Genomic DNA, 17,487 nt, shown 5'->3' with positions numbered 1-17,487 from the left:
GACGACCGCCACGCACGAATGCGCGACGGAACGCCACTCAGACCTTCGCGGCGTCCTTGAGATGGGTGCGGGTCGACCGATGCCGCTCGAGGACGTCGGCGACCGGCTCGAGGATCCGCTCGTGGGCGACCTTGGTGATCGACTCGTGCAGCCGCTCCCGCATGACCCGGCCACGGCGGCGCGCCCCGATCCCGGCGAGGAACCGTGACACGAGGGCGAGCAGGAGTCCGGCGAGCACTCCCCCGACGAGGAGCACGAACGGCCAGGGCAGCGGACCCCACATGGGCGTCTCGATGCTCGGGAACTGCAGCCATCCGAGGAGCATGAGGACCAGGACCCACAGCAGACCGGCGAGGGCCGTGAGGGCGAAGAGCACCTGAAAGATGCCGACGACCTGCCACCAGATCGGGTTGCGCGCCCGGAGGGACGTGCTGATGACCGCCTGGTCGAGCGCGTCGGTCATGTCCGCCCCGGGTGGTGCCGCCGCGGCATGCACCGCGTCGCTCCACGGCACGGGCAACGCGGAGCCGGCCTTGTCGGCGAGTTGGCGCGTGGCCAGGTCCACGGCTGCGCGAGCCGCCGGGGTGGGCGGCGGGAGGGACGATCGCCCGAGGACCGAGCGCACGTCGGCGTTGCTCACTTCGATGCCACCGCCGCGACCGTCGTCGAGACGCAGCCGGCGCAGGGGCTTGGGACGCAGGCGCTGCACCCAGCGGGTGAACGGCCAGCCGGTGTGCTGGACGGCCTGCATGCGGTAGTCGCGCTCGACCGCGCCCACGACGACCGGCACACCGGCCGCCCTCGCCAGGGCTGACACGAGCTCGTCCTCGCCGCTGGCGTTGATCGCGGGCTCGCTGTCGGCGACGGCCGGGCTCAGCGCGGCGGCGCTCTGGCGCACGTCGGCCGCGAGACGTGACCGAGCGGCGCCCGCACCGGCGACGGCGTTGCTCAGCCGCTGCCCGAGGACATCGAGCCCCTGACCGGTGCGTGCCGACGTCGGGATGACGGGGGCGTCGGGCATGCCGTCGCGCGCCATGAGGCGCTTGAGGTCGGCGATGCACTCCTCGACCTGCTGGGGCGTGAGCCGGTCGACCTGGTTGAGGACCACGAGGGTCACCGCGTCGTGGGTCGCGAGGGCAGCGACGTAGTCGTCGTGCAGCCGCGCGTCGGCGTACTTCTGCGGGTCGGTCACCCAGACGAAGACGTCGACGAGCTCGAGGACACGCTCTGCCTCTTCCCGGTTGGAGGTCTCGCGGGAGTCGAAGTCCGGCAGGTCGAGCAAGACGAGCCCGTCGAGGCTGCCGATCGTGCCCTCGCGGGGCGAGGTGTTGTCGACGTGGTGGCGGGCGGCGACGTCGAGCCAGTCGAGGAGCGGCGCGGCGGGCTCGTCGCCCCAGATCGCGGCGGTCGGCCGCGACGTCGTGGGGCGGCGGGCGCCCACCGTCGCGACGTCGGCGCCGGCGAGCGCGTTGAAGAGCGAGGACTTGCCACTGCCGGTGGCGCCGGCGAGGGCGACGACCGTGTGTCCGCCGACGAGCGCGGTGCGCTCGCCGACCTTGGTGATGATCGCGCGAGCGCGCTCGGCCTGGGTCTGCGGGAGCTGGGCGCCGCCCGACTCCAGCGCGGACCCCAGCGAGGAGGCGGCCGACGCCAGCGACTCGGCCGAGACCGCGGGTGCGTTCGCGCGACCCATGCGCAGCGGGCTCATGCGCTCACCTCGCGCACGCGCGCGGCGGCAGCGGCAAGCTGCGCGGACTGGCCCTCGGGGTCCCCGAGACCGGCGACGGTCTCGGCGTAGCGGGCGCGCTCCGCGGCATACAGCTCCTCGACGTGGCGCAGGAGGCTCTTGCGGGCCTTGGCCGCCATCTCGCGGACGGCCTGGTCGCCGAAGATCGCCTCGAGCACGCGCTGGGCCAACACCGAGGTGCCACCGGCGATACCGACCTCGGCGCCGGTGAGGCCCCCCGTGGCGGCGAACGACACGAGCATGAGGAAGAGGCCGATGCCGTTGACGCCGTATGCCGCGATGCGGGCGTTCGTGCGCCGGTTGGCTCCCTCGCTGCGGACGATGTCGAAGACCTCGCCCTGCCAGAGGCGCACCGTCTTCTCCACCTGCGCCGAGAAGTCAGGCGAGGACTTCGCGAGGGCCGGGTGGTCGGCGAGGAGGGCGTCGCCCCCGGGGAGCCGGCGCCACTCGCGCGCCGTGTCCGCGGAGGCGCCGTTCGCCTGGGACAGGATGAGGTTCGCGACGCCGGACTGAAGGGCCTCGCCGAGGTCCTCCGCGGGTGCGGGCTGGCCCTTGACGGCGGCGGTGACGCGGTCGCGCAGCTTCGAGAGCCGGGACTCGATCTGCCGGAAGAACTCGCCGGTGCCGACGAACTCCTGCCAGCGGGCGAGGACCTCGCCGCGCAGCAGCGTGCCGTCGGTCATGCCGTCCTTGACCCCGGCGAGGGCGCGGTCATAGTTCTCCCCCGCGACGGCGGAGAGAGCGCGCGCGGCGCCGGCCTGCTGCGAGGAGGCCTGTGCCAGAGCGGTGGTGCGTCCGGACAGGGAGCCCAGTGCACCCTTGAGCGTCTGGCTCACCACGACGGAGCGGGCCCTCGAGTCGCCGGCGAGCGCCTCGAGCCAGGCCTTGAGCCGACCCATCGCCTCCGGCGGGAGGAACCCCTGCTCGGTCAGCGTCGTCTCGGGGACGGTGAAGATCGGTGCCGTCGGCAGGCCCTGTTCGCGCAGCATGCCGGCGAGGTGGGGGCGGATTTCGTCGATGGCCTCGGGCGCGACGCGGTCGAGGACGATCGCGACGGCGGTGCCGCGCTCGGCGGCGGTGCGCAACAGGTCCCATGGCACGGCGTCGGCGTAGCGGGCCGCGGTGGTGACGAAGAGCCAGAGGTCAGCGGCCGAGAGGAGCTGGCCGGCGAGCTCGCGGTTGGCCTGGACGACGGAGTCGATGTCGGGGGCGTCGAGAAGGGCCATGCCCGAGGGCAGCGTGGTGGACTCGACGAGGCGCACGGTGCCGGGCTGCGACTGCTCGGTCGGGGCTCCGGTGACGCGCGAGAGGCTGGGGAGGATGCGCTCGTCGGCGAACCAGCGACGGTCCTCGGGGTGGTGGACGAGGACGGGGCTCGTCGTCGTCGGGCGCAGGACGCCGGAGCGGCTCACCTGCGTGCCGACGATGGAGTTGACGAGGGTGGACTTGCCGGCGCCGGTCGACCCGCCCACGACCGCGAGCAGGGGTGCGTCGATGGACCGGAGCCGGGGCAGCACGTAGTCGTCGAGCTGGTCGAGCAGCTCCTTGCGCACGCGCACACCCTGGTCGCGGTCGGGCGTCGAGAGCGGCAGGATGGTGGCCTCGACGGCGTCCCGCAGTCCCGACACGGCGTCGACGAGTGCGGCTGTCTCATCCGCGGTCCTGGTCACGCGTTCACCCTAACCAAACTGGAGGAACCTGCACGTCAGGCAGGCGAGCTCCTGAGACTCGTCGTGCCCGCGAGAGCAGCACTTCCGTCTCACTAGACTGCTCGTCGGCCCCCGTGGCGCAATGGATAGCGCAACGGCCTTCTAATCCGTAGGTTGCAGGTTCGAGTCCTGCCGGGGGCGCAAACGGCCAAGCAGCGCGGAGCGCTGGCTTGGCCGTTGTGCCCCGGGCAGAAGCAACAGGCGCTCGAACGCAGTGAGAGCGCCGACGGGGGCGCGGACCCAGGCCGGCGGGGGCGCAGACCCGCGCCGACGGACGTGCAATGCGGCGCCGACATGCCACTCGTCATGCTCATCGCACAGCGTCGCCACCGGGCCAGGCCGCCAATGCACGTCCGTCGGTCCGCAGCCCGGGCACGTGGACGGGCGCACAGCTCGTCGACGGCCAATGACATGATCGGCACATGTCCTCCGTCGTGATCCGCGCCACACCCGTCGTGGACGACGCGCGGCTCCTCGACCTCCTCGATGACGGCGAACGCGAGCGCGCGGACCGTCGTCGCGACCCGAACCCGTTCGTCACGGCTCACGCCCTGCTGCGGCGCCTCGTCGCCGACGAGACCGGTGCCGACCCGCGCGCGATCGAGTTCGAGAAGCGGTGCGCCACGTGCGGCACCGACAAGCACGGCAAGCCGCACGTCGTCGGACATCGGGACCTCTTCGTCTCCGTGTCCTACGGCGAGCGCGCAGCAGTGGCGGCGGTGACCCGGCTCGGCGAGGTGGGTGTCGACGTCGAGGACTTCGCGTCGACGGACTTCGACGGCTTTCCCTCCGTGACGCTGGACGCCTCGGAGCAGGGCTACTTCGCCGACCTCACCGGGAACGACCTCCTGGCGGCGCGGGCGACGACGTGGGCGCGCAAGGAGGCGATCCTCAAGGCGACGGGCCACGGGCTCGTCGTCGACCCGAGCGAGGTCCTCGTCTCGGCCCCCGACGTGCCGGCGGAGCTGCTCGAGTGGAAGGCGAAGGAGCACCCACCGGGCCCGACGCAGGTCCGCGACGTCAGCATGCCCTGGCCGGACCACCGGGCTGCCGTGGCGGTGCTCACCGACCGCGAGCTCGACCTCGATGTCCACACGGCGTGAAGGCCGGTCGACTCAGTCGTCGACCCCGAGCGCGCAGCGTCGCAGCGCGAGCTCGGCGAGCAGGGCCGCGACGTCGGGGACGACCGAGTCGTCGAACGCCGCCCGCGGAGAGTGGTTGTCGTCGGCGAGTGTGTGGTCGTCGAGCACGCACGCCCCGACGTTGAGGTAGGCGCCGGGAACCTGTTCGAGGACGAACGCCATGTCCTCGGACCCGGCCTCGGGCGTGACCATGTCCGCCCAGCGCTCGCTGCCGAAGAGCTCGACCGCTGTCGCCTTCGCGAACGCGAACTCGTCCGCGTCGTTGACCGTCACCGGATAGCCGCCCCCGATCTCGACGCGCGCCTCGAGCCCATGCGCTGCGGCGACGTGCTCGACGACCCGCCTGATCTCGGCGTGCGCGAGGTCGCGGTGCTCGGCCGAGAAGGTGCGCAGCGTCGCGTCGAGCCGGGCCGAGTCCGGGATGACGTTGCCCACGGTGCCCGACTCGATCCGCCCGACGGTGAGGACGACCGGGTCGAAGGCGTTGAACCGGCGCGTCACGATCGTCTGCAGGGCGAGGACGAGCTCGCACGCGACCGGCACCGGGTCGAGCGCGTAGTGCGGCTGCGACCCGTGCCCACCCCGCCCAGCGATGATGATCGCCACCTCGTCCGCCGCCGCCATCTGTGGCCCCGAGCGCCCGAACCACACGCCACGCGGAACCTCCGCGGCATACACATGGACCGCGTATGCCGCGTCCACGCGTCGTCCGGCCACGTCGAGAAGTCCTTCGCGCAGCATGGGTTCGGCCCCTCCGGGGCCCTCCTCCCCCGGCTGGAACATGAAGACGACGTCGCCTGCGAGGTGGTCACGCAGGTGGTGCAGGATGCGCGCCGCACCGACGAGACCGGCGACGTGCAGATCGTGACCGCAGGCGTGCATGAGACCGTCCTCGACCGAGGCGAAGTCGAGACCGCTCGCCTCGGTGACGGGCAGGGCGTCCATGTCGCCGCGCAGCAGCACGACGGGCCGGGGAGCGTCGGCACCCGGCCCGTCCAGCTCGTCGCCTCCGGACCGGCCTCGCCCGCGCAGGACGGCGACGACGCTGCTCAGCTCCTCGCCCAGCGTGACCTCGAGGTCGAGCCCGGCGAGAGCCTCGAGCACCGCCCGCTGCGTCCAGGGCAGGTCGTTGCCGAGCTCGGGGTGGCGGTGCACGTCCCGGCGCAACGCCACGAGGTCGTCGGCGATCTCGGCGGCTGCGTCGCGCACCGACGGCCAGCCGTTTGCGGCCACCGCTGCCGGCTCGGGGGCCATCAGATCAGCTGTCCAGCGAACTCCCGCCGCCGTCGCGTGAGCACCGCCAGGAGGTCACGCTCGTCGCGCAGGGTGCGCTCGTCCGGGGGGATGTGCTGCATCCGGCGGCGCAGCAGGGCGAGCTCGCTCGCGGCGTCCTGGAAGTCCTCCATAGACCTCAGCGCAGCACGTCCGCCGTTGACGCGAGCCCACTGCCGCGCCTCGCGACGACGCGGCATCGACGCCAGCATGACGACCTCCGCGGGCGAGAGCCAGCCCGCGTCCGCGTAGGGGCTGAGGAACTGGCCGATGAGTCGGCCCTCCCGGCGTCGCACCCACACGACGAACCCGAGGAAGGCGAGGAAGATCGGCACCTCGACGAGCAGGTAGACCGCAATGAGGCCCTGCGCTCCGCTCACGGCGGCGAGGTTCCACAGCGCGTGTGCGAGGACCGCGATGACGTACCCCGCGCCGATGGCGACGATCCGCACGAGCCAGCGGCGGGTCATGGCGGCGACCCCGACCCCGACACCGATGCAGATCGTGAACATCGGGTGGGCGAACGGCGACATGATGCCCCGCCCGATGAAGGTCGCGGTGAGGCCCTCCTGGCCGTACTCGACCCACGCGAGCGCGAGGTACTGGATGTTCTCGGTGAACGCGAACCCGGCAGCCGTGACCCCGGCATACACCATCCCGTCGGTGATCCCGTCGAACTCGCGCTTCGCGAAGAGCCACACGAGGAGGACGAAGGCCCCCTTGGCGGCCTCCTCGACGAACGGCGCGACGAAGACCGCGGTGAGCGCGAGCGACTCGTCCGCGGGCACCGATCCCCACAAGACGAGCTGCCCCGCCGTGTTGAGGGTCATCGCGATGAGGACGGCGATGAGCGCGCCCCAGAGGAAGGCGAGGACGAGGTTGCGGGTCGGTTCGGCCTCGAACCGGTCGAGCCACAGGAAGGTCGGCACGACGATGCCGAGCGGGATCATCGCGATGACGAACCCGAGCAAGGTCGCGCTCACCCCGGCCGCGGCTCCGATAGCCACCGCCACGGCGAGCGCCGCGAGCCCGAACCCGACCACGGCGATTCCGGTGAGGATCCAGCGGCGCAGCATCGGGCGGCCCCGGTGCGCACCCGCGCTCCGCTGCGGGGTCGGCGGCACGGGCGTCTGGACGTCCACGGACAGGTCCCCACTCATGGACAGCGAGACTAGTGCAGCGCCATACGATTGAGCCCATGTCCGCAACGCCCGACCGAGCCCTGACCGACCGCATCGTCTGGATCGACTGCGAGATGACCGGGCTGTCGCTCGAGACCGACGCACTCGTCGAGGTCGCCGCGCTCGTCACCGACTTCGAACTCAACATCCTCGGCGACGGCGTCGACGTCGTCATCCGCCCGCCGGACGCCGCGCTCGCACAGATGGGCGACTTCGTCCGCCAGATGCACTCGACGTCGGGCCTCATCGACGAGCTCGCGTCCGGTGTCACCCTCGAGGAGGCGCAGCGTCAGGTCCTCGACTACGTGCGCGAGTGGGTTCCCGAGCCGCGCAAGGCACCGCTCGGGGGCAACACCGTCGGCACCGACCGCGGCTTCCTCGCCAGGGACATGCCCGAGCTCGAGACCCACCTGCACTACCGGATCATCGACGTCTCGTCGGTCAAGGAGCTGTCACGTCGCTGGTTCCCGCGGGCGTTCTTCGCGGCGCCGGAGAAGTCCGGGGGCCACCGCGCCCTCGCCGACATCCGCGAGTCCATCGCCGAGCTGCGCTACTACCGCGAGGCCGTCTTCGTCGACCCGCCCGGGCGCACGAGCGAGGAGCTGCGTGCGCTCGCGTCCCGTCATGTCGTCGACCACGAGTCGCCCGTGTCCTCGACTGCCACGGCGACTGCCACGGCGGACGGAGCGGATGCGCCCGGGCCGGCGGACGTGGTCGGGAGCACCCCCGAGGAGCAGGTACGATAGTCCGCGCTGCCCGCACCGGACTCGTTCCGTATGCCGTGCAGTCGCCGTGGTGGGCGTAGCTCAGCTGGTAGAGCACCGCGTTGTGGTCGCGGGGGTCGCGGGTTCAAGCCCCGTCGCTCACCCCACTCGAAAGCCCCTGTCCTGCAGGGGCTTTCGTCATGTGTGGAGGAGATCTGCGGTCCGGCACCCCGCAAGACCTGCCCGTCCCCGATCAGCCTTCGCTCAGGAAACTTTGCCAAACTGGTGTCATGCGCCTGATGACCCGCGGACTCCTGCTCGTGATCGTGACGACCTTGCTCGGCATCGGTGTCGGCGCGCTCCCGGCGGGCGCCCACTCGCAGCTCATCTCGATCACCCCCAAGGACGGCGCGACCCTGCCGTCCTCTCCGACCGAGGTCGTGCTCACCTTCAACGAGGACGTGAACCCGCAGTTCGTCACGGTCAGGGTGACCGACTCCGAGGGTGGTGACGTCGTCGGGGCCAAGGCGACGGCGGACGGGCCGAAGGTGACGCTGCCCGTCGGCGACCCCATCGCCGCCGGCAGCTACAACATCGTCTACCGCGTCGTCAGCGCCGACTCGCACCCGATCTCGGGCTCGACGACGTTCACCATCGAGGGCGACCCGCAGGCCCCTGCCCCGAGCGCGACGTCCTCGTCGGCCGACCCGTCGGCGTCGTCCAGCGAGAGCACGTCCCCGTCGGCCTCGGGTCCGGTCGCCCCGGCACCGAGCGCGAGCTCCACCGACGCCGCCGACTCACCGCAGGACCAGTCCGGCGACAACCACCTCCTCGTCTGGGCGCTCGTGCTCGCCGCCCTCGCCGCCGCCGTCGGCGCCACGCTCTACGCCGTGCGCAAGGACCGCGGCAGCGAGTGACGGTCGCCGACCGCGCCCACCCCTCCGGCGACGTTTTGGAGGGACAGGCGCACCTCCGCTAGGATTTGACGGTTCCGTGTGAGCCCGCTGCCGGTAGAGCAGGGTGGACACCGGAGACTCGACCTGGGGAGTCCGGCCGACGCCGGGCTCTTCGTCTGAACACCTCACTCAAGGAGATCACCCGTGGCTGCCAACTGCGATGTCTGCGGCAAGGGACCCGGCTTCGGCCACAGCATCTCGCACTCGCACCGCCGCACCAAGCGTCGCTGGAACCCCAACATCCAGCGCGTCAAGGCTCTTGTCGGTGACAAGGGTGTGACCCCGAAGCGTCTCAACGTCTGCACCTCCTGCCTCAAGGCGGGCAAGGTCAAGCGCTGACCCGAGCTGCAACCCGATACGGGGCGTCGTCCATCGCGGACGGCGCCCCTTGTCGTCTCACCAGCCCCAGCGTTATCGGGTCACCCGATAGCGTCACGGTGGACCCGAGCAGCCTTGTCGGGTCGAGCAGGCCGGTATCGGGTCACCCGACAACGTCACGGTGAGCCGTATGCCGGTCAGCCGGCGAAGTGGTCCCAGCCGGTGACGCTCGGTTCGGCTCCGCCGACCGTGAGCCGAGGGCCTGCCGCACCTGCTTCGACGACCTCGCCGATGACGGTCCACGGCGCGCTCGGGTCGTCGGGTACCGCTCCCGGGGGGAAGGTCGCGAGCAACGAGTGCTCCTCTCCCCCGGACAGCACCTGGCGCCAGCCCTCATCCTCACCGACGGCGTCCGCGACGACACCCGCGAGGAACGTCTCGCGCAGCACCCGCTCGTCGAGCGCCAGCTCGACCCCGCTGGCGGCAGCGATGCGACCACCGTCGCGCACGAGCCCGTCGGAGAGGTCGATCATCGAGCTTGCCCCCACGGCCGCGGCGACGGGACCGGCCTCCCACGGCGGTCGCGGCGACCGGTGGAACCACGTCACGAGCGAGCGCGCCCGTTCCACGGAGCCTTCCCTGGCCTTCCTCTCGGAGCCGGCGCGAGGGTCTGACGGGCCGGCCTCACCGGCGAGGAGGAGCGCGAGCCCCGCGCCCGACCAGCCGAGCGATCCGGCGACCGCGACGACGTCCCCGGGCCGGGCACCGGAGCGCAGCACCGGCGCGCGCCCCTCGAGGTCCCCGAAAGCCGTCACCGCGACGATGACGACGCCCTCCGGCGCCGACGACAGGTCTCCCCCGACGACCGGACACCCGGCGTCCTCCGCCCCGGCGGCGATGCCGTCGGTGAGGTCGACGACCCAGTCGAGTGAGGTCGCCGGGGCGGCGGCCAGGGCGATGAGCAGGCCGGTCGGGACAGCGCCCATCGCGGCGACGTCGGCGACGTTCTGCGCGACGAGTTTGAGACCCACGTCGTGTCCGCTCGACCAGTCGTCCCGCCAGTCCATGCCCCGCACCATCGAGTCGGTTGTGACAACGACCGAGCCGCCGGTCGCGAGCACCGCGGCGTCGTCCCCCGGAGGCACGAGCACGCCTCGCCCCGCACCCTTTCCGGCGGCGAAGACCGGCAGGATGCGAGCCAGCAGGTCGGACTCGCTCAGCTCGCCGATCGTCGTGTGCGCGACCACACACCCACCTCCCTGAACCGCCCGAGACGCCAGAACCACCGGCACGGTACCGTGACGGCACCCGCCACCCCGGTGGCGGCCGACGACAACCGGCGAGCCCGCACCGGCGGGCTCCCCCGACAGTGAGGTGATCCGAAGTGGTCCAGGCCTACATCCTCATCCAGACCGAGGTCGGTCGCGCCGCCGCGGTCGCCCAGGCGATCGCCGACATCCCGGGCGTCGCGCTCGCCGAGGACGTCACCGGCCCCTACGACTGCATCGCTCGCGTCGAGGCCCCCACCGTCGACGAGCTGGGCAAGCTCGTCATCGCGAAGATCCAGGAGGTCGAGGGGATCACGCGCACCCTCACCTGCACGGTGGTCCACGTCTGAGCGTGGCTCTGCTCATGGCTCGACGGACGGCGGTGGCGCTCGGCGCCACCGCCGTCGTCGCTGTGATCGGACTGACCGGGTGTTCGTCGGCCGTCGAGATCGCGCCCACTCCCCTCGCGTCCGGTGACGTATGCCGTTCCGTCGCCGACGCGTGGCCGGCCACCGTGGGTGACCGGGAGCGACGGAAGGTCACCGACGAGGAGGCGGGGGCGGCATACGGCGACCCGGCGATCATCGCGAGGTGCGGCGTCCCGGCACTCGGGCCCACCGACTCGGACTGCATCGAGGTGGACGGCATGGGCTGGGTGGCTCAGAAGCTCAGCGACGGCACCCGGTTCACGACGTTCGGACGCGACCCGGCGATCGAGGTGCTCATCCCGGCCGACTACGCGCCCGAGCCGCTGCTGCTGCCGGCGTTCACCGCCGCCGCCGAGAAGCTGCCGAAGAACAGCTACCGCTGCCGCTGACCCCACTCCCGGGTCCCCCGCCGGCCCGAAACCCGCAACGCCCGCGCACGATCCGGTTCGCGAACCATCGGGTGCTTCGCAGAGTCCGGATCGATCCGGACTGCGCAGCACCGGGCGGTTCGCGAACAGTTGTGGGTCAGCGCAGGCCGACGCGGCGCTCCATGGCGAGCCCGATGAGCTCGTCGATGAGCTCGGGGTAGGTCAGGCCGGCCGCGTCCCACATGCGCGGGTACATCGAGCTCGGCGTGAAGCCGGGCATCGTGTTGATCTCGTTGATGAGGATCTCGCCGTCGTCGGTGAGGAAGAAGTCGCACCGGGCCAGGCCCTCGCAGCCCGCGGCAGTGAACGCGGTGACCGCCATCTCGGCGATGCGCACGGCGACGTCGTCGGGCACGTCGGCCGGGGCCTCGAGCCGGATGTCGTCGTCGGCGAGGTACTTCGCCTCGAAGTCGTAGAACTCGTGGTTCTGCACGACGATGCACTCGCCGAGCGGGCTCGTGCGTGGCAGGTCGGTGCCGTGCCCATCGAGGACACCGCACTCGATCTCGCGCCCGGCGATGCCCTGCTCGACGACGACCTTGGGGTCGTGCTCGCGGGCCTTCTCGACGGCGGCGGCGAGCTCACCGGGCGAGTCGACCTTGCTGATGCCCATGCTCGACCCAGCCCGGGCCGGCTTGACGAAGACGGGGAACTCCAGTGCCTCGACCCGTGCGAGGGCCGCGTCCGGGTCGCGCAGCCAGTCGCGGTCGGTGATGACGGCATACGGTCCGACGGGCAGACCGGCCTGCTCGAAGACGACCTTCATGAGGTGCTTGTCCATCATCACGGCTGAGGCGGCGACCCCGGACCCGACATAACGGACCCCCGCAAGGTCGAGCATCCCCTGGAGCGTGCCGTCCTCGCCGAACGGGCCGTGCAGCAGCGGGAAGACGACGTCGACCTCGCTCAGCTCGCGCGGCGCGGCCCCCGGCTCCTGGACGATGAGGTGCCGAGCAGTCGCGCTCGTCGGGACGAGCACGCTCGGGCCGGAGGGGTCGACCTCCGGGATGTGGTCCGCGGTGAGGCGCAGCGGCTCGGGATCGCTTGGAGCGAGCACCCAGCTGCCGTCCTTGGCGATGCCGATGGGGATGATCTCGTAGCGCTCGGGGTCGAGCGCCGAGATGACGCTCGCCGCGGTCGCGCAGGACACGGCGTGCTCGGACGAGCGGCCCCCGAAGACGAGGGCCACACGGAGCTTGCGCGAGGTGGTGTTCATCGCCAGCGACCCTATCTCGCGCCGCAGTGGACCCGAGACCGCCCGGCGGGCGCGGGTCGCACGCGCGCGGCAGGCGCGGATCCCACGCCCTGCGCGGAACGGCATACCCTCACCTCGTGGACGCCGGAGAACGCACCCCGCTCAGCCCGAACACCCGGGTCGTGGCCCTCGGCCGCGCGGACCCCACACCCGGGGAGCAGGTCGGTGCGCCGCTCGTGCTCACGTCGACCTACCACGCCGACGGGCCGGTGAACTACGCCCGCGGGGGAAACCCGACGTGGAGCGCGTTCGAGGAGGCGCTCGGCAGCCTCGAAGGCGGTGACGCGCTCGTCCTCGCTTCCGGCATGGCCGCGGTGGCGGCCGCGCTGTCGCTCGTGCCCCATGGCGGTCGCGTCGTCGTCCCGACCGCGGCCTACAACGGCACCCTCGTCACCCTCGCGGACCGCGAGGCCGCCGGCGAGGTCACGACCACCGCCGTGGATGTCACCGACACCGACGCCGTCGTCGCCGCCCTCGACGGGGCCGCGATGCTGTGGGTCGAGTCGCCGACGAACCCGCTGCTCGACGTGGCCGACGTGGCCGCACTCGCCGCCGCCGCGCGCGAGCGCGGGGTGCTCGTCGCCGTCGACAACACCTTCGCCACCCCGCTGCTCCAACGGCCGCTCGAGCTCGGCGCCGACGTCGTCGTGCACTCGGTGACGAAGTACCTCTCCGGGCACAGCGACCTGCTGCTCGGAGCCGTCGTGACGGGGCCGTCCGAGGCCGGCCGCGCCCTGCACGAGCGGCTGCGGAGGCAGCGCCAGCTCCACGGCGCGGTGGCCGGGCCGATGGAGACGTGGCTCGCGCTGCGCGGGCTGCGCACCCTCGCGATCCGGCTCGAGCGGTCCTCCGCGAACGCCGCCGAGCTGGCCCGCCGGCTCGAGGAGCACCCGGCGGTGAGCCGCGTGCGCTACCCCGGGTTCGGAGCGATGGTCTCGATCGAGGTCGGCGCCGGACCGCACGACGCCGACGCGGCCGAGCGGGTGGCGGCGGCGACCCGGGTGTGGGTGCACTCGACGAGCCTCGGCGGAGTGGAGAGCCAGATCGAGCGACGGCGGCGGCAACCGGGCGAGCCGGATGTCGTCCCGGAGAGCCTGCTGCGGCTCTCGGTCGGAATCGAGGACGGCGAGGACCTGTGGCGCGACCTCGACGCCGCATTGCGCGCGTGAGCGCGTGACCTCGCGCCCCGTCACGCCCGGGGTCGCCGCGGCGGCCCCCGGAACGTGGTCCGGGCACACGAGCTCGCGACGCGTCAGTCGGTCTCGGACTTGCGCGGCCGGGAGAGCAAGGTCTCGACGACCTCCTGGGCTGAGCGGCCCTCGGTGATCATCGCGTTGACCTGCTCGATGATCGGCACGTCGACGCCGTGCCGGTGCGAGAGGTCGAGGATCGACGTCGCCGACTTCACGCCCTCGGCGGTTTGCTTCGTCACCGCGACGACCTCGTCGACGCTCATGCCCTGACCGAGCCTCACTCCGAAGCTGTGGTTGCGCGACAGCGGCGACATGCACGTGGCGATGAGGTCACCGACGCCGGCGAGCCCGGCGAAGGTCACCGCCTCACCCCCGAGAGCGGTCCCGAGCCGCATCGTCTCGGCGAGGCCGCGGGTGATGATCGACGCCTTGGAGTTGTCGCCCATGCCGAGACCTTCGGCCATGCCGACGGCGAGGGCGATGACGTTCTTCGTCGCACCGGCGATCTCGGTGCCGATGACGTCGGTGCCGGTGTAGGGACGGAAGTACGGCGCATGGCAGGCATCGGCGACCCGTTGCGCCGCAGACTCGTCCGAGGACGCGACGACGCTCGCGGCGGGCTGCTTCACGGCGATCTCGCGGGCGAGGTTCGGCCCGGAGACGACGGCAATGCGCGACGGGTCGACGCCCGCAGCGTCGGTGATGACCTCGCTCATCCGCTTCGTCGTCCCGAGCTCGACGCCCTTCATGAGCGAGACGACGTCGGCATGCTGCGGCAGGGCGCTGCCCCACGACTCGAGGTTGGCGCGCAGCGTCTGGGACGGGACAGCGAGAACGACGAGGTCGGCACCGGCCGCGGCCTCTTCGGGGTCCGTCGTGGCGCGGATGCGCGGCGAGAGAGGCAGCTCGGGGAGGTACTCGTCGTTGCGGCCCGCGTTGATCGCGTCGACGACCTCATCTCGGCGGCCCCACATCGTGCAGTCGGTGCCCGCGTCCGCGAGGACGGCGGCGAACGCCGTCCCCCAGCTGCCGGTGCCGTAGACGGCGGCCGTCGTCATGCGCGCTCCTCGGTGTCGTCGGAGGGGGTGGGTGTGCGGGACGAGCCGGTGCTCCCGGCCGCGGAGCCGGCGCTGCCGGCCGCGGTGCCGGTGTCCCCGGGTGTGGGGCGGGGCCGGCCGATCGAGGTCACGCCGCGGGTGCGCGGGTCGAAGCGCTCCGCCGGTGCGGTCTCGCCGCGCAGCATCTCGAGCTCACGGGTGATGGCCGTCATGATCCGCTCGGTCGCCTCGGCGAGGACCTCGCGGGTCACCGGCTGGCCGCGCAGGTCGTCGAGGTCGACGGGCTCTCCCGCGCGCACCCGGATCGTGTGTCGCGGAAGCAGGCTGGGCTTCCTGCCGTACGGCGCGAGGATCTCCTGGGCACCCCACTGCGCCACCGGGATGACGGGGCAGCCCGTCTCGAGGGCCACCCGGGCGGCACCGGTCTTGCCGCGCATCGGCCACACACCCGGTTCGCGGGTGATGGTGCCCTCGGGGTAGATCGCCACGCACTTGCCCTCGGCGATGGCCTCGACGGCGGCGCGATAGGCGTCACCGGCCTGGCCGGTCTCGCGGTACACCGGGATCTGCTCGGCGGCCCGCACGATCGCCCCGACCCCGGGGATGTCGAACACCTCGGCCTTGCCGAGGAAGTGCGGCACGATCCCGTTGTCGTTGAGGAAGTGCGCGAAGGGGAGGACGTCGACGTGCGAGATGTGGTTCGCGACGGCGACGAACCCGCGGTCCCTGGGCAGGTTCTCGCTTCCGGACCACTCGCGCCGGGTGAGCCCCATGAGCAGCGGCCGCACGACGCCGACAATGAACCGGTATGCCGGTGGGGAGTTGCGGGGTCCGACTCTCATGCACGCCTTCCGTCTCGAGCGCCCGTGCCGTCGCCGTGCGGGTTTTCGGTCCGGTCGTCGGGTCACCGACATCTTGGTCGGCGGCAGGGGCGATGTCGAGACACGGCACGCGGGACGGGAGGATCGGGTCATGCAGGCGCAGCGCGACACCGGCTGGTTCGTCGTCGTCCCCGTCAAGGGCGGGACGGGTGCGAAGTCGCGCCTGCGCACCGCGGTGGACGACCCGGCGGTCGTGCGCGCCATCACCCACGACACACTCGCCGTCGCCGCCGAGGTCGTCGGAGCCGACCGCGTCGTCGTCGTGACGTCCGACCCCGACGAGACCTCGTATGCCGTGTCGTCCGGTCTCGTCGTCGCTCCCGACCCGGGTCGGGGGCTCGACGCCGCCGCGTCCGCGGGTGTCGAACGGGCGCGCTCGCTCGGTGCCACGTCCGTCGCGGTCCTGCTCGGCGACCACCCCGCCCTGGCGCGCGCGGAGCTGCGCGAGGCACTCGAGGCGAGCGGACGGCATACGAGTGCGTTCGTCCCGGACGCGGACGGAACGGGGACGGCCCTCGTTGCGGTGACTGCCGCGGGAGAGGCGAGGTTCGCCTTCGGGCCGGGCAGCGCGGCGCGCCACGAAGCGCTCGGTCACGTCCGCCTCGACCTCGACCTCGCGGGCCTGCGCCACGACGTGGACGACGCGGCCTCGCTGCGAGTCGCCATCCGCGACCTCGACCTCGGCCCGCGCACGCGGACAGCCCTGGGCCGGTAGCGTCGCGTCCGTGCAGGCATCGATCCACACCTGGTCCGACGACGACGGCTCGGGCTCCGCGCTTCTCGACGACGGCCGTCTCGTGACCTGGGCACCCGAGGTCTTCGACGCGAGCTCCCTGCGACATCTGCGGGTGGGTCAGCGGGTGAGCGTCGACCTCGACGGCACGACGGTGACGCGCCTCTGGATCGTCGGGATCGGCGAGGGCGAGACGATCCGCTGAGTCGCGGCCGGACGCGCCGACGGGGCCGGTGCCTCAGCGGCGCCGACCCCGTCGGGTGTTCGTGGTGACCTGCTCAGCGGCGGGTGGCCTTCTTGGCCGTCGCCTTCTTCGCCGTGGTCTTCTTGGCGGTGCTCTTCTTCGCCGCGGTGGCCTTGGTGGCGGTCTTCTTCGCGGGGGCCTTCTTGGCGGCCGCCTTGGTGGCGGTGGCCTTCTTCGCGGTGGCCTTGGTCGCCGTCTTCTTGGCCGCCGCCTTGGTCGCGGTCGCCTTCTTGGCGGTCGTCGCCTTCTTGGTCGTGGTCGCCTTCTTGGCGGTCGTGGCCTTCTTCGCCGCCGTCTTGGTGGCGGTCGCCTTCTTGGCCGCCGTCTTCTTCGCTGCCGTGGTGGCGGTCGTCGCGGTGCCGGCGCTGGCACGCTGGACGGCGGGGGCGGCCTTGGGCAGGGTCGACGGCTTCTTGACGTACGACTTGAAGGACGCACCGGCACGGAAGCGCGGCGCCTTGGACTTCGGGATGCGCACGCTGGCGCCCGAGCGCGGGTTGCGGCCGGTGCGGGCGGCCCGCTCGACGCGGTCGAAGGTGCCGAAGCCGGTGATGCCGACCTTGCCGCCCTTGGTGACCTCGCGAACGATCGTGTCGAGGACGGCCTCGAGGGCGTCCGATGCGGCCTTGCGGCTGCCGAGACGCTTCTCCAGCTCCCGGACGAGTTCTGCCTTGTTCACTGCTGTCTCCATCGAGGTGAGCCGTCGGGACCGACCCGACGAGGTGTTGTCCAAGCTGTTGCCTGGTCACTCACGACGTTAGGTGCGCAAACAACACGAGTCCATCACCCCTGCGGCCCTTTGCGTTGTCGCACAAGACCTTTCGGCATCGTCGTCCTGCGTCGGGGCACGCCGCGCCCACCGCCACCGGAGTCGCGCCGCACGCAACGATCAGAGTGAACATCCCTGTGCGCCAACGGTTTTCGCGACAGCACCTCCAGCCACTCGCCCTTGCCCGGAGGTTCCGTGGCC

At 72.1% G+C, this 17,487-nt stretch carries 18 protein-coding genes and 2 tRNA genes; 11 read left to right on the top strand and 9 right to left on the bottom strand.

Features of this window, described 5'->3' with window-relative positions; translation table 11 throughout:
- Positions 1–37: 37 nt before the first annotated feature.
- Entirely contained in the window at positions 38–1,708 is a 1,671-nt protein-coding gene (locus BCF74_RS05515; protein ID WP_106296956.1) for a YfjP family GTPase, read from the bottom strand.
- Positions 1,705–3,417 (bottom strand): dynamin family protein, encoded by a 1,713-nt coding sequence (locus BCF74_RS05510; RefSeq protein WP_106296955.1) that lies wholly within the window; start codon positions 3,415–3,417, stop codon positions 1,705–1,707. Before BCF74_RS05510 ends, BCF74_RS05515 begins: the two co-directional genes overlap by 4 nt.
- Positions 3,418–3,524: 107 nt before the next feature.
- Here BCF74_RS05510 and BCF74_RS05505 point away from each other — a divergent pair.
- Positions 3,525–3,597 (top strand) — tRNA-Arg (locus tag BCF74_RS05505).
- Positions 3,598–3,878: 281 nt separating this feature from the next.
- The gene (locus tag BCF74_RS05500; protein WP_106296954.1) at positions 3,879–4,559 is read left to right on the top strand and encodes a 4'-phosphopantetheinyl transferase family protein; all 681 of its coding nucleotides are present in this window, start codon (positions 3,879–3,881) and stop codon (positions 4,557–4,559) included.
- Positions 4,560–4,571: 12 nt separating this feature from the next.
- Here BCF74_RS05500 and BCF74_RS05495 read toward each other — a convergent pair whose 3' ends face one another.
- Complete coding sequence (locus BCF74_RS05495) at positions 4,572–5,852, bottom strand: M20 metallopeptidase family protein (RefSeq protein ID WP_106296953.1); 1,281 nt, start codon at positions 5,850–5,852, stop codon at positions 4,572–4,574.
- Positions 5,852–7,030, bottom strand: coding sequence for a PrsW family intramembrane metalloprotease (locus tag BCF74_RS05490; protein WP_106296952.1), 1,179 nt, complete (start codon positions 7,028–7,030; stop codon positions 5,852–5,854). Before BCF74_RS05490 ends, BCF74_RS05495 begins: the two co-directional genes overlap by 1 nt.
- Before the next feature lie 38 nt (positions 7,031–7,068).
- Here BCF74_RS05490 and orn point away from each other — a divergent pair, with 38 nt between their 5' ends.
- From orn to rpmB, 4 genes are all read left to right on the top strand, one after another.
- Positions 7,069–7,797, top strand: coding sequence for an oligoribonuclease (gene orn, locus BCF74_RS05485; RefSeq protein WP_177426634.1), 729 nt, complete (start codon positions 7,069–7,071; stop codon positions 7,795–7,797).
- Positions 7,798–7,846: 49 nt separating this feature from the next.
- Positions 7,847–7,922, top strand: a tRNA-His gene (locus BCF74_RS05480).
- A gap of 123 nt (positions 7,923–8,045) precedes the next feature.
- A complete protein-coding gene (locus tag BCF74_RS05475) occupies positions 8,046–8,672 on the top strand; it encodes a copper resistance CopC family protein (protein ID WP_170070143.1) in 627 nt (208 codons plus the stop codon).
- 183 nt (positions 8,673–8,855) lie between these two features.
- Complete coding sequence (gene rpmB / locus BCF74_RS05470) at positions 8,856–9,050, top strand: 50S ribosomal protein L28 (RefSeq protein ID WP_009778186.1); 195 nt, start codon at positions 8,856–8,858, stop codon at positions 9,048–9,050.
- A gap of 176 nt (positions 9,051–9,226) precedes the next feature.
- Here the strand turns inward: rpmB and thiL are convergent, their stop codons facing one another.
- Entirely contained in the window at positions 9,227–10,276 is a 1,050-nt protein-coding gene (thiL, locus tag BCF74_RS05465) for a thiamine-phosphate kinase (RefSeq protein WP_106296950.1), read from the bottom strand.
- A gap of 137 nt (positions 10,277–10,413) precedes the next feature.
- Between thiL and BCF74_RS05460 the strand changes: the two genes are divergently transcribed.
- Both BCF74_RS05460 and BCF74_RS05455 read left to right on the top strand, forming a co-directional pair.
- Positions 10,414–10,647 carry an Lrp/AsnC ligand binding domain-containing protein gene (locus BCF74_RS05460; RefSeq protein ID WP_106296949.1) on the top strand — a complete coding sequence of 78 codons (234 nt, stop codon included), beginning with the start codon at positions 10,414–10,416 and terminating at the stop codon, positions 10,645–10,647.
- 14 nt (positions 10,648–10,661) lie between these two features.
- The gene (locus tag BCF74_RS05455; RefSeq protein WP_170070142.1) at positions 10,662–11,114 is read left to right on the top strand and encodes a DUF3515 family protein; all 453 of its coding nucleotides are present in this window, start codon (positions 10,662–10,664) and stop codon (positions 11,112–11,114) included.
- A gap of 136 nt (positions 11,115–11,250) precedes the next feature.
- Here BCF74_RS05455 and BCF74_RS05450 read toward each other — a convergent pair whose 3' ends face one another.
- Positions 11,251–12,369, bottom strand: a complete 1,119-nt coding sequence (locus BCF74_RS05450; protein WP_106296948.1) for a D-alanine--D-alanine ligase family protein — start codon at positions 12,367–12,369, stop codon at positions 11,251–11,253.
- A gap of 116 nt (positions 12,370–12,485) precedes the next feature.
- Here BCF74_RS05450 and BCF74_RS05445 point away from each other — a divergent pair, with 116 nt between their 5' ends.
- Positions 12,486–13,577 carry a trans-sulfuration enzyme family protein gene (locus BCF74_RS05445; protein WP_106296947.1) on the top strand — a complete coding sequence of 364 codons (1,092 nt, stop codon included), beginning with the start codon at positions 12,486–12,488 and terminating at the stop codon, positions 13,575–13,577.
- An 83-nt stretch (positions 13,578–13,660) separates the two neighbouring features.
- Here BCF74_RS05445 and BCF74_RS05440 read toward each other — a convergent pair whose 3' ends face one another.
- Both BCF74_RS05440 and BCF74_RS05435 read right to left on the bottom strand, forming a co-directional pair.
- On the bottom strand, positions 13,661–14,659 hold the full coding sequence (locus BCF74_RS05440) for an NAD(P)H-dependent glycerol-3-phosphate dehydrogenase (RefSeq protein WP_106296946.1): 999 nt from the start codon (positions 14,657–14,659) through the stop codon (positions 13,661–13,663).
- The gene (locus BCF74_RS05435; protein WP_245889229.1) at positions 14,656–15,501 is read right to left on the bottom strand and encodes a lysophospholipid acyltransferase family protein; all 846 of its coding nucleotides are present in this window, start codon (positions 15,499–15,501) and stop codon (positions 14,656–14,658) included. The genes BCF74_RS05440 and BCF74_RS05435 overlap by 4 nt, the downstream gene beginning before the upstream one ends.
- A 130-nt stretch (positions 15,502–15,631) precedes the next feature.
- Here BCF74_RS05435 and cofC point away from each other — a divergent pair, with 130 nt between their 5' ends.
- Together cofC and BCF74_RS05425 are read left to right on the top strand one after the other, a co-directional pair.
- A complete protein-coding gene (gene cofC, locus BCF74_RS05430; protein ID WP_170070141.1) occupies positions 15,632–16,255 on the top strand; it encodes a 2-phospho-L-lactate guanylyltransferase in 624 nt (207 codons plus the stop codon).
- Between the two features lie 10 nt (positions 16,256–16,265).
- On the top strand, positions 16,266–16,478 hold the full coding sequence (locus BCF74_RS05425) for a hypothetical protein (protein WP_106296944.1): 213 nt from the start codon (positions 16,266–16,268) through the stop codon (positions 16,476–16,478).
- Between the two features lie 73 nt (positions 16,479–16,551).
- Here the strand turns inward: BCF74_RS05425 and BCF74_RS05420 are convergent, their stop codons facing one another.
- Positions 16,552–17,196: an HU family DNA-binding protein gene (locus BCF74_RS05420; protein ID WP_106296943.1), complete on the bottom strand. Its 645-nt coding sequence runs from the start codon at positions 17,194–17,196 to the stop codon at positions 16,552–16,554.
- Positions 17,197–17,487 lie beyond the last annotated feature (291 nt).

It is taken from the genome of Knoellia remsis (assembly GCF_003002895.1).
Taxonomy (GTDB): Bacteria; Actinomycetota; Actinomycetes; order Actinomycetales; family Dermatophilaceae; genus Knoellia; species Knoellia remsis.
This window is presented reverse-complemented; position numbering and strand designations above follow the sequence as displayed.